Genomic DNA, 12,394 nt, shown 5'->3' on the forward strand with positions numbered 1-12,394 from the left:
CAGAGGACGGCCTAACGCCCTCCCTTGAGGCGGAAGGCAGCGCGGCGGATTGCTTCATGCGTAAGGGCATCGCCAGCAACCGCGGGAACGAGTTTAGGATTGTCAACTGACACCAGGAAGAAGCAGTAGAGCATCTCATCGGTGGTTTGCTCGCCAAAGGTGACCCGCTCCGGCGGCGAGCTCGGGTTGGCCGGGTTGTCTGAAGAGTTGTCGTAGCGAGCCTCGACGGTAACCACAGTGCCTGCTGGCAGCGTGAACGGATCGGAATACATGTATTCGTCTTGCCAGTTGAAATCCCACTGCGGTACATGGATTAACTGCTTGCTGCTACCATCTGGCAGCTTAGCAGTCACGGTCATCTCTTGCCCTAACAGGTGCATGTGGGGAATGCAGCTAAGCATGGTCAGATCGGTTGGCAACTTGTAAGTCGCTTTGACGATATAGTTCGCTTCGCCTGGAGGAATGTCTAAATCAAACGACGAAGTCCAGACCGCGAAGGCTTCGTTCTTCGGCTTGTCGACAAAGTAGATGCCAACCTTCGAGCGGTCCTTGGTGGCCTTACCGCTGGGGTGGTAGTGGATCTGCATGACCAGGTCATCGTTCTTACCCATCTTCCGCCCCAAACCATCGGGGAGAGGGCGAGGTGTTTTGCCAGGAGACCAACCGCCGATTGATCCAGACGGGGTGAAGCCTGGTCCGCCAAAGGTTGAGTAGCCAGGCTCCGGCGTCTTGGCGTCCCGCTGCCGTGCCTTGCCGCTGTTGTCGAGGTATAAGATCGAATGGTGGACGACGCTAGCATCACCTGGTTTAAACTCGACGGTCGCAACGAGCTTGTCTTCGGGAATGTCGAAAGGAATCACGAAGTTCTGGAAGATATCAGGACCACCAGCGGGCACCTCGAAATCGGCTTCCATTTCCAAAACCATATCGGGTGTGCCTAAGTGCCAGTCAGAGGCAAAAGTCGGCTGAGGTGGCAAGTCTTGGGGGGCGCCCTCGACGCGATCGGTCTTCGCCCAGGCCTTGAGCGTTTCGATCTCATGTTCGGTTAAGGTGCGTTGCCCTTCGAATTCGCCGTGCGTTTGGGCCGCTTTCCAAGGGGGCATTAGCTTGAGATCGACTACCCGGGCAATCTGACGGGCCCGCTTGGCAGCGTCCATGTAGCTGGTCAGGGGAAAGGGGCCCACTTCCCCATCGCGATGGCAAACCACGCAGTTCGCATTCAAGATCGGAGCGATATCTTTGTTGAAGGTCAACTTCGCTGCACCGGGACTCGGGGCTGGGGGAAGTTCGTAAAAGCAACCAATCGGTTCTTGATAAGGCACTGCGAGTTCAAGGCCAGAGGTCACAGACTCGACTGCTCGCTCGAGTGTTTTTTCCGTCGCTTCTGGTTTGCTGCGACCTAGCTGCAAGAAGCGATCATCGATTCGCCCCCGATAAACAACCTTACCAGCGTGATTCAGGACGAATGCTTCAGGGATGTTCGTCGGCTGCAGGGCCTGGCCGAGGCTAGCATCTCGATCGAGCAGGATGGGAAACGCGATATCGTATTCTTTCGCATAGTTGGCGACCTGCTGCGGCGATTGCGTGGCATCGGCCCAAATCCCCAACAATTGAATCGATTCCTGATTCTTGCCCCACTTCGCATAAAGCTCGTTCAGTACCGGAAAATAGCTCTTCGCGACCGGGCATTCCCCTGTCATGAAGATGAAAACGCGGGCCGCTTTACGCGAATTGGGAGCGAGCTCGTGTACCGTGCCGGTGTGGTCTTGCCGCGTTAGATTAGTCGTGAATGCGCTGATCTGCTTGTCGGAGACCTCTTCTGCCAGGGCAAAAGTTTGGCCAGTAAGGACTAGGAAACCGGAAACAAGCAAGGCAACGTAGGATTTCACAGGGGAGACTCCATGTCAGGGAAGCGGCGATTACGATGAGTTTGGCACGCGATCCTTCCAGAAGTCAACGGCCAAATATTGGTAACCTGATCAGCTGCGACGGTTGCGAGCGGATCTAGAATACCTACTTTCCTATGAGGGAGTTGGTTTCAAGGGGATTTGAATTTCTCGCTTCTTACTGAATCAGGGCAGAATCTATGACCAACTTATCGCCTACCTTTTTCTGCCATTTTTGAAAGGTCGCGAATAGTTCTTTCTTCTTTGGGGCATACTGTGGATCGTTCGCCAGGTTTTTCATTTCGTGCGGGTCGCTGGCCAAATCAAATAGTTTGATTGTGTTTGCTTTCGGGTAGATCATCAGCTTGAACCCATCTTGAGTAATGCTGCGCTGGAGATTGAGGTAAGCGTTGTAGATAGCATCGTAGGACGTTTCCTTCTCGCCTTGAACGAGCGGCCATAAGCTCTCGAAATCGACATGTGCTGGCTTGGCAACGCCGGCTAGTTCGAGCGTGGTAGGCATGATGTCTTGCAAATAGACCGCTGCCTCGTGCTGGCCTGGTTCGATTTGTGGACCGGCAACCAGTAGCGGGACACGAATACTGTGATCGTACGAGTTTTGTTTTCCCATTAAGCCATGATGGCCGCAGGCCAAGCCGTGGTCGGCAGTGAAGAAAACATAGGTGTTGTCCGCTTTGCCGGTTTGCTCGAGGGCCGCCAAGATGCGACCAATTTGCTGGTCCATGTGCGTGATGATGGCGTAATACTCTTGGCGATTCACTTGCACTGCGTACTTCGTGCGAGGAAATGGAGCGAGGTGTTCGTCTCGCAGCGTTGGGGGGCAGCCGATCTCTTTGTTTTCAGGATAAACCGGTAAGAAGTCGACCGGCACTTCGATTTCCTCAGCAGGATAGCGATCAACAAATTCCTTGGGCGATTGCCGAGGATCGTGTGGGGCATTGAAGGCGATGTACATGAAAAAAGGTTTGTCGTCTTGCGCGGCCGTTTCTAGGAAGCCGACTGCTTCGTCCCCTACGACTTCGCTCCAATGCTTGCCTCCTTCCCAGAAGCCACCAAACTTCTTATCCCACGGCTGCCAAGTGGTGTCGTTTTCGCTCTTAGGGCGGTCGTAACCTGCCGGCGTTTGTTGAGGCATGCCACCACGCACATGCCCGGTGACATGAAAGGCCTTTTGAGCGTTTGCTTTGATATGCCATTTGCCGGTCATGTAGGTTTGATATCCGGCCTTTTTCAGGTACTCGGACCAAAGTCGTCCTGCGGCCCGTTCCTGTTCGGCCGTGTTGTAGACATCGTTGGCATGCCAGACGAAACGCCCTGTGTTGAGCATCGTTCGACTGGCCACACAGACAGCGCCACTCCACGATCCTTGGTTATAGGCACGGTTAAACGAGAGAGACCGTTTGGCTAGTTGATCGATGTGGGGCGTTTCAACCGAAGTCATACCCCGGTAGCCGGTCGTTTCGTAGCTTTGATCGTCGGTAAAAAGAAACAGGATATTGGGCTGCTTCGATTCGGCAGCCTGAACACAGGAAACCAACAATGTCGCGACGAGCGGGAGCAGGGAGAGGACACGGAACACAGGCAAATCTCTCAGGCGAGGAGCAAGAGGGCGAGTAACGAGGGATTCCTTTCAGCATAGCTAACCCCGGTTGCTCGATCTACGCGCATACAAAAGCACGTCCCAAATGATCAGGACGTGCCTTTGCTGGAGGGAGCGGCAACCAATTCGAATTGGGGGAGGAACCTAGGTTGCCTCTCCTCCGCGGGACAGACGGTCGTCTAAGCTCCATTTGCCTGAGCCGTTAGCGATGATGAACAGCATGGTGCCCATCATCGAAAGGTTCTTCATGAACTGAATCGTTTGATTTTCCGCCTCGGCACCTTCATAGGCCCAGAAATTGTGAAAAAAGTAGGTTGCGAGAATTAAGAATACGAGCAGTAACCCTGCCCCGATCCTAGCCCGAAATCCAAGAGCGATCGACAAGCTGCCAGCAATCAGAAACAAGATTGCTCCGGTCAGCATGAACTGTGGGGCGGGAATGCCTACTTCGCCCATCACTTGGGCCACACCTTGGAATTGCGGGATTTTGTTCGCCACTGCACTAAGCAGAAAGATAGTGACAATGAAGACACGGCCGACAACCGTCAAAACGCCTTGGGCAACAGGATTCATGGTAAATTACTTTCTCGCTACACGAATAAATGGGGGAGAGGTTAAGCCAAATCGAACAGCATGATTTCAGCGGCCTCGTTTGCTTCGATCTTAAGTTGCTGCTCATCGCTCACGGCAGCGCCATCGCTGGTGTTGAGCTGAATATCGTTGAGCGTGATGCTGCCACGTAACACTTGCAACCAGGCATGACGCTCTGGTGCGATTGGCAGTTCAACGCTCGCTCCGGCGTCGAGCTTGCTGAGGAAGATCTTGGCGTCTTGATGAATCGCCAACGATCCCTCCTCGGCATCCGGTGAAGCGACTACCCGCAAGCGGTTGTGTAACTGCTCGTCAGGGAATCGCTTCTGTTCGTAACTGGGCGTGTACCCTTTTTTGTCAGGGAATAGCCAGATTTGGTATAGGTGAACCGGTTCGGTTTCGGACGGGTTGAACTCGCTATGGGTGATGCCGGTTCCGGCAGTCATACGCTGGAACTCGCCAGGTCGCAGAACTTCGCCGTTGCCCATCGAGTCTTGGTGCGCGAGGGCGCCTTCGAGCACGTAGGTCACGATTTCCATGTCGTTATGGGGATGGGTACCGAAGCCTTGCCCAGGGGCAACACGGTCTTCATTCATAACCCGCAGCGCCCGATAGTGAACGTGTTGTCGGTCTTGGTAACCGGCAAACGAAAACGTGTGGTATGTATCAAGCCAACCATGATTCGCATGGCCACGGTCGGCGGCTTTTCGGACTTCAATCACGGCAGCGATTCCTTATTTGGCGAGGAAGCCGCCATCGACTGGCAGCGAGATACCGGTGGTGAACGAAGCAGCGTCCGAGGCGAGGTAGGCGACGGCGGCGGCAATTTCTTCTGCGGTGGCAAGCCGATTCATCGGGTGCATGGCCGCCAATTGGCTCCGAGTTTCGGCACCAGGCTTACCGGCAAAACGATCGATCATGTCGGTGGCCGTCGCGGCTGGGGCAACGGCGTTGATACGTATGTTTTGCTGAGCAAACTCCAACGCAGCCGTTTTCGTAGCACCCTCCACAGCATGCTTGGATGCGTTGTAGATACTTGCCCCAGGCATCGCGACATGCCCCAAGATGCTGGACGTATTGATGATCACGCCTCCTCCTTGCTGAAGCATTTGCTCAATTTCGTACTTCATGCTGAGGAAGACCCCTAAGACATTAATATCAAACACGTGTCGGTAGGCGTCGACGGTGAAATCGGTGACTGGACCAGCTTGATCCACGCCGGCGTTGTTAAACGCGATGTCAATTCGACCATATTGCTGGACGGCTGCAGCAATCAGATTTTTCACGTCGGCCTCTTGGGCGACATCCGTTTTAACGAAGATTGCTTCGCCTCCATTTTCGCGAATCTCTTCGACTACCGCAGTCCCCTGCTCTTCCCGGCGCCCTGCGATAACGACTTTCGCACCTTGACGAGCAAAAAGCAGCGAAGTTGCCTTGCCGATGCCAGAGGTTCCGCCAGTGATCAACACGACTCTGTCTTGAAAGCCCATCGCAGATTCCCTTAGATAGATTGAAATCGCACTATTGATATGTAAACTAAATGGCTAAAAAAAGAGATGTCAGGAATCTTCGTTGGTTACCGCTTGGCGTGATTTTTCTAACAAATCGATTAACTGCTGTAATTCTTCTGGGCTCAGATGGCCAATTAAGCGGCGGTGCATCTCCATTAAGGGTTGATCAATCTGGGCAAGTACGTCGAGAGCTTTCGGGGTGATCATGACGTACACGACACGCCGATCTTTCTCGCATCGTACGCGACTCACTAGTTCTTGCTTTTCAAGTCGATCAATCAAGCCAGTGATAGCAGGCACAACTTGAATTAAGCGGCTGGCGATCTCCAGGGAAGGTAGCGGTTTACCCTCTCCGCGCAAGATACGTAGCACGTTGTATTGCGAGCCTGTCAAGTTGTACTCTCGCAGCAGGCGTCCAAGTCGATTGTGGAACAAATCGCTGGTCCGCAAAATATTGAGGATCGCTTCTTGCTCTTTGGACTCGAACGGTTCCCGCTTCTTGAGTTCGTCTAGCAAGCCAGGTGGCGGCATATCAATTTCTCCTAGATGTAATTAGTTTATATGTAATTTATTCGCCAGGCAATATCGTTGCTAAGAGAATGTAGAAATTACCACAAAATTTCACCTCTGAGGGGGTGTCTTAATTTTTCGATTTTTATGGCAATTGTATTCCTAGGGGGGAACTGTGTTAAACTATGAGGGTCGATAGAGAATCTTTTCGGCCAATGTCGTCCTTCCTCACTTCTTATCCCCCCAGACAGCATTCCTATGAATTGGTCAACCCACGCCGTAGTAGCGGCTCTTATTTCCTTTATGGCTTCCCCGGTTTGGGCCGCCGACTTGTTGGTCGAGGCAGAAAGCTTCACCGATCATGGTGGCTGGAAGCTTGATACCCAGTTCATCTCCGAGATGGGCTCTCCTTATTTACTGGCCCATGGCCTTGGCCAGGCGTGCCAAGATGCCAAAACAGAGGTCACCTTCCCTGCCCCAGGTAAGTATCGAGTCTTTGTACGAACGAAAGATTGGGTTGCTCAGTGGGATGCCCAGGGAGCCCCAGGCAAGTTTCAACTGGCGATCGACGGAGAGCCTCTTGAAGAAACATTCGGGACGCAAAGTGCCGACTGGTTTTGGCATGACGGCGGTATCGTCGATATCGACAAAACCAAAGTCACGCTCAGCCTGAAAGATCTGACCGGCTTCGATGGTCGTTGCGACGCGATCTATTTCACCAACGACTTAAATGCGAAGCCACCCACAAGCGGCTCGCAATTGGCCAAGTGGCGTAAGAATAAGCTGGGCATTACCGAAGACATCAAGGTGGAAGGTCCCTACGACTTGGTGGTTATCGGTGGTGGCTACTCTGGTATGGGGGCGGCAATCAGTGCGGCTCGCATGGGCTGCAAAGTCGCTCTGATTCAAGATCGCCCAGTTCTCGGAGGAAACGGCAGTAGCGAAGTCCGTGTGTGGGCGATGGGTTTGATTCGCCGTGGCAAGTATCCACGCATTGGCGAGATCATCGACGAATTTGCCGATAGCGCCAAAAAGTCGCCGGGAACTTACGAAGAATTTGGCGACGATCAAAAAGAAGCAATCGTCCAAGCCGAACCCAATATCGATCTGTTCCTCAATCATCATGCGAATCAGCTAGAGATGAAAGACGGCCAGATTTCGTCGGTGACCGCTTTCGATACCCGGACCAGCCAAGTGCGTGAATTCAAAGGCACGCTCTTCTGCGATGCAACCGGGCATGGCTCGATCGGTGCTTTGGCAGGAGCCCTTTACGATCAAACTGACAAGGGACGTATGGGGATGAGCAATATGTGGCGGTGGGATGAAGCCGATCACGAAACAACCTTCCCCGAAACGCCGTGGGCGCTCGACTTGTCGATGAAAGACTTCCCGTATCCCCGCGATCATCACGGGCAATGGTTCTGGGAAAGTGGGTTTGATAAAGACCCCATTCAGGGAGCCGAGGCAATTCGCGATTGGAACTTGCGAGCCGTCTACGGAGCATTCAATGCGATGAAGAATCGCGAAGGGGCTTCCAAGCATAAGAACGCCGAGCTGACTTGGTTGGCCTACATCGGTGGACCGCGAGAGTCGCGACGCTTGATTGGCGATGTGATCCTGACACAGGACGATATTGTCGACAAACGAGAATTCCCCGATGGCTGCGTACCAAGTACCTGGTCGATCGACTTGCACTATCCGAAAAAGGAATTCGCTGACAAGTTTCCCGACAACCCTTTCATTTCGATTGCCGTGCATGATCGCCGCGTCGACCGAGGCTATGGTTATCCGGTTCCTTATCGCTGTTTCTACTCAAAGAACATTCCCAACTTATTCATGGCCGGTCGCTGCATTAGCGTGTCGCATGAAGCGCTGGGAACCGTGCGGGTGATGAAGACGTGCGGCATGATGGGGGAAGTTGTCGGCAAGGCGGCCTCGATCTGCAAGATTCACGATTGCTCGCCACGTGATGTTTACGAAGATCATTGGAGCGAAATGGACGAACTGTTGAAGTTGCCTGGGCAAGCTCGTCGCGAAACGGTGACTTCCCAAATCGAGATGCCGAAAGTCCTTCCCCCTGCTTCCAGCTATGGCCCTCCGAGCGGTTTAAATCCGACAGAAATGGCAGGAATTGTCGTCGACGACATCCAGGCCGAAAAAAGCGGTACGTGGACTGAAGGGACTGGGCTGAAAGGTTATGTCGGCTACGGCTATCTATACGCAGGCGAAAAGGGAGCCAAGGTTCGCTTTCCTGTCAAAGTCGAGAAGGGCGGGAAGTACGAAGTACGCTTGGCCTATCAGCCGCACGAAAACCGCAGCGAAGATGTTCATGTGACGGTTGCCGGCAAGCAAGCGAAAGACGCCCAAACGATCGATATGCGAAAAAAGCCTCCGATCGAAGAAGGGTTTATCTCGCTTGGTGTATTTCCGTTTGAAGCGGGAGAGACCGCATATGTGGAAGTTGAAGGAAGCGGCAAGGGGAACGCCCATGCAGATGCCGTTCAACTGCTGCCGGTCGATGCGAAATAGTCCGCCAGTATGACGGATGAACTTCAACCGACGGCCTCCTCGCCACGCAAACGCAAGCTAACCGTGCGGCATTTTTTGCTGCACGGTTATCGCTTTGCCGTGATTGCCGCGATTGCTGTACTGGTGCGGTGGCATGTTGCCGAAGAGAGTAACGCAAAACAAGAGCCTGTCGAGATTGCTCTCGTCCAGGTTCAACCATTTCTGCCAGAGGCCGCCATGCTCAGGGTGGCTACTGATCGCGAAGGGGCTTATATCGAAAACGCCCAGCAATCGCGTCTGGGCTGGGGGGTAACGACTTTACCCACGGCCCGTCAGTTAATTGGATTCTCTGGGCCGACCAATACGTTAGTTGTGTTAGATGCCCAGAATACCATTCGTGGCATCGAAATCCTTTCTAGCAAAGACACCCCCGAACACGTGGCAGCGGTCCGTCAGTCGCAATCGTTTAGCGAACAATTTGTCGGCAAGACACCTGAAGACCTGGCCGGTAAAAGCAGGCTCGATGCCGTCTCAGGAGCAACATTAACGAGCTTGGCGATTATTGAGTCAGTTGCCAAGGTGTTGGGAAGCGAGCCGCCTAACTACCGATTTCCACAAGAGATTCAACTCGAAGAAGTCGTGGAGATTTTGCCAGAGGCCGATAGCCTCGTGGCGAAAGCATCGCCTCAGGGGTGGTTCGAGATACGCGATTCCGCCGGACATTCGATCGGCACGGCTTGGCGAACAAGTCCTGCTGCCGATCATCATGTTGGCTATCAAGGTCCAAGCGATGTCCTGGTGGTGATGGACGCCGACGAGAAGCTGAAAGCGGTGACATTACGAGCAAGCTACGACAACGAGCCTTACGTACGCTATGTGCGGGAAGATTGGTCGTTTCCGGAGTATCTTGCTGGTTACGATCTATCGCAATTGGCGGAGCTAGACATCGAGAAGGCAGAGATCGAAGGTGTCTCTGGAGCAACGATGACCAGTCAGGCCGCGACCCAGGCCATCGGCATTGCGGCCGCCAAGGCATTGCAGCCGAAGCAAGAAATCGATGTCGCCCAGTCTTCAGCAACATGGATTGTTTTCAGTTGGCGCGATGCGGCAACGTTGGGGGTGATTGCAGCGGCGCTGGCAATCGCGTTTACCAACTTGCGCGGGAAGAAGTGGGTTCAATATGGTTTCGGTGCGTTGGTGATCGGCTACCTTGGTTTTTTTGCCGGAGACATCTTGTCGATGGCCCTGTTGGTCGGCTGGGCCGGTCACCCTATCGCGTGGGGTAAGTGTATCGGCTTGGTCGCGATCGGCTTGGCCGCATTTGTGGTTCCGCTGTTTAGTAAGAAGCAGCTTTACTGTAATCATCTTTGTCCGCACGGGGCCGCGCAGATGATGATTTTACGCGTGACCAAGAAATGGCACTGGACGCTGCCGAAGCGACTTCGCCCGATCCTCTCCGCAATTCCTGCCGTTTTGCTGGCCGTGGTGATTTTGATCGCTTTTTCAATAATCGACGGTAACCTGGCCGCGCTGGAGCCATTTGATGCGTATGTCCCCTCAATTGCTGGGTGGGCGTCTCTTTCGATTGCCATGGGGGGGCTGATTTTCTCGGCATTCGTGCCGATGGGGTTTTGTCGCTACGGCTGCCCCACTGGCGCGGTGATTTCGCATGTTCGGTGGAATGCCTCTAGCGATCAATGGACGCTGCGCGATAGTGTGGCCACTCTTCTGCTGGGATTGGCCGTGATTTGCTTCTGGTGGTAGTCCGACGTCGAAGTTCAGGCGATTCGTCTCTATAATAAAACGGACGAAGTATCTTTTCTTATCCTGCACCTTCGTGAGACGAAAACGGCTGCCTTATGACCGAAAAGAAGATGGGCCCCTATCGGCTGGAAGCAACCATTGGCAGTGGCGGCATGGGAACGGTCTATCGCGGCATCGACGAACGAACCGGCGATAAGGCCGCCATTAAAGTCCTGCCCAGCGGAATGTCGCAAAACGAAGGGCTGCGCGAACGCTTTCAGCGCGAAATCGAAACGCTGCTACAGTTACGTCATCCGAACATTGTGCGGCTATATGGTTTTGGTGAGGAAGAGGGCGAACTGTTCTATGCGATGGAACTGGTCGACGGCAAAAGTCTGGCCGAAGTGATCGTGAAGAATCCGATTAAGAATTGGCGCACTGCGGTACGCTACAGCTTGGAAATCGCCTTCGGCTTGCGACAAGCGCACGACATGGGGATCGTTCACCGTGATATCAAACCGGCCAATATCCTGGTCACCAAGAACGATAAAATCAAGATCCTCGATTTCGGCATTGCCAGGTTATTCGGGGCCACTGGGGTTACCATGGCCGGTGGGATCGTCGGTACCGCCGACTACATGGCACCAGAACAAGCGTTTGGCGAAGGGGTAACGCCCAAGGCCGACCTTTATAGCTTGGGGGCCGTGCTTTATGCGATGCTGGCTCGACAGCCTCCTTTTCGTGGTAGCACGGTCGCCGAGATTCTCGATAAGCTCCGCTATTCCGAGCCGATTCCGATCGATCGCTTGGTCGAAACAATTCCGAACGACTTAGCGCAGCTTGTCATGCAACTGCTCGAGAAGAATCCTGATAAGCGTGTTCCAACAGCCCGGGTCCTCTGCCGCCGATTGGAGGCATTGCTCGAAATGCCTGAGGACACCGATTTCGAGATGAACCTGGCCGATCATTCAACGCGGGTTCCTTCTTCTCCTGCGGACGAATATCAGTTGAAGTCTAGCGACGACGCTCCCACCCTGGAACCGAATGCCCGGCAATTGGCCGAAGCACCGACCATGAACTTGGCTGGTGACGAACCTTCAGCCGCGAGTGCCCCCTTGGGCAAAGGAGGCCAAACCGAGGCCCCGGCGACGATCGTGACGAACCGCTCGGATGATAAAGATTCTCCCAAGACACGCTTCACAACCGTCGCCGAGCAGCGGAAGAAGAAATCGGAAGAGGAAAACCGACGAGAGAAAAGTAGTGCTTGGGTGAACTACTTGCAGATTGGTGGCTTGCTGGTCGCCCTCGGTGTGGTTGTTGCCGTCATGTTGATTGCTCCCCGCAAGCCTGACGCCGACATGCTGTATCATACGATCGAAACCAGCGTCAAAGATGGCAACTTGGGTGCGGTCGATAGTCAGATGGACGACTTCTTGGATCGCTTTCCGGAGGATTCTCGCTCGGAGTATGTGGCGGAATTGAAAGAAGAGTTGAATCTGCGGCGGCGGGAAAAACAATATCAAATGACCGCCATGCTGGGCAGCTCGCGCAAACAATTGCACCCCGTCGAACAGCTTTATCTGGAAGCGTTGAAAACGTACGACACCGACCCTTACGCAACCCGGCGAAAGCTGCAGGGGATTTTGATGACCTACGGGCCAATCGATTCGCAGCAAGGGGATATTGCCCGTTGTTTGACTTTAGCCGAACGACGTTTGAAGCAACTTAATGGGGTACTTGCTGCCCAGACGAATCAGCAAGCCGCGTCCATTCGCGAGCGTTTAGATTATGCCAAGCGAATTGCCCCAGACGACCCGGCCCGCGCCCGTCAGATTTATCAAGGAGTCTTGCAGTTATTAAGCGATCGCACATGGGGTAGCAACCTGTCTGCCGAAGCGGAAGCCGGGCTTGAATCGCTCCGTAGATAGCCTGCTTATTATAGAGATCGTTTGGTTCATGCCGCTGGCTGCTCTAAGATAGAATTTATTGAGACCGGCGCGAAGCATTCCAGCACGGGATGCTTG

General features: G+C 53.8%; 9 protein-coding genes. 3 read left to right on the plus strand and 6 right to left on the minus strand.

Annotated elements, in window-relative coordinates; all coding sequences use genetic code 11:
* Nucleotides 1–11: 11 nt before the first annotated feature.
* From DTL42_RS14785 to DTL42_RS14810, 6 genes are all read right to left on the minus strand, one after another.
* On the minus strand, nt 12–1,889 hold the full coding sequence (locus DTL42_RS14785; RefSeq protein ID WP_234824216.1) for a redoxin domain-containing protein: 1,878 nt from the start codon (nt 1,887–1,889) through the stop codon (nt 12–14).
* A 175-nt stretch (nt 1,890–2,064) separates the two neighbouring features.
* The gene (locus DTL42_RS14790; protein ID WP_234824217.1) at nt 2,065–3,486 is read right to left on the minus strand and encodes a sulfatase-like hydrolase/transferase; all 1,422 of its coding nucleotides are present in this window, start codon (nt 3,484–3,486) and stop codon (nt 2,065–2,067) included.
* Nucleotides 3,487–3,651: 165 nt separating this feature from the next.
* The gene (locus DTL42_RS14795) at nt 3,652–4,080 is read right to left on the minus strand and encodes a DoxX family protein (RefSeq protein WP_114369503.1); all 429 of its coding nucleotides are present in this window, start codon (nt 4,078–4,080) and stop codon (nt 3,652–3,654) included.
* Nucleotides 4,081–4,121: 41 nt separating this feature from the next.
* A complete protein-coding gene (locus DTL42_RS14800) occupies nt 4,122–4,820 on the minus strand; it encodes a pirin family protein (RefSeq protein ID WP_114369504.1) in 699 nt (232 codons plus the stop codon).
* A 12-nt stretch (nt 4,821–4,832) separates the two neighbouring features.
* Nucleotides 4,833–5,588 carry a glucose 1-dehydrogenase gene (locus tag DTL42_RS14805; protein WP_114369505.1) on the minus strand — a complete coding sequence of 252 codons (756 nt, stop codon included), beginning with the start codon at nt 5,586–5,588 and terminating at the stop codon, nt 4,833–4,835.
* Between the two features lie 69 nt (nt 5,589–5,657).
* Complete coding sequence (locus DTL42_RS14810) at nt 5,658–6,140, minus strand: MarR family winged helix-turn-helix transcriptional regulator (RefSeq protein WP_114369506.1); 483 nt, start codon at nt 6,138–6,140, stop codon at nt 5,658–5,660.
* Nucleotides 6,141–6,377: 237 nt separating this feature from the next.
* Here DTL42_RS14810 and DTL42_RS14815 point away from each other — a divergent pair, with 237 nt between their 5' ends.
* The 3 genes from DTL42_RS14815 (at nt 6,378) to DTL42_RS14825 (ending at nt 12,298) form a co-directional block, all read left to right on the plus strand.
* A complete protein-coding gene (locus DTL42_RS14815; RefSeq protein WP_114369507.1) occupies nt 6,378–8,648 on the plus strand; it encodes an FAD-dependent oxidoreductase in 2,271 nt (756 codons plus the stop codon).
* A gap of 9 nt (nt 8,649–8,657) precedes the next feature.
* Nucleotides 8,658–10,391, plus strand: a complete 1,734-nt coding sequence (locus tag DTL42_RS14820) for an FMN-binding protein (RefSeq protein WP_114369508.1) — start codon at nt 8,658–8,660, stop codon at nt 10,389–10,391.
* Between the two features lie 95 nt (nt 10,392–10,486).
* Complete coding sequence (locus DTL42_RS14825) at nt 10,487–12,298, plus strand: serine/threonine-protein kinase (RefSeq protein ID WP_114369509.1); 1,812 nt, start codon at nt 10,487–10,489, stop codon at nt 12,296–12,298.
* The last annotated feature ends 96 nt before the right edge of the window (nt 12,299–12,394 follow it).

The sequence above is a fragment of the Bremerella cremea genome (assembly GCF_003335505.1).
GTDB lineage: Bacteria > Planctomycetota > Planctomycetia > Pirellulales > Pirellulaceae > Bremerella > Bremerella cremea_A.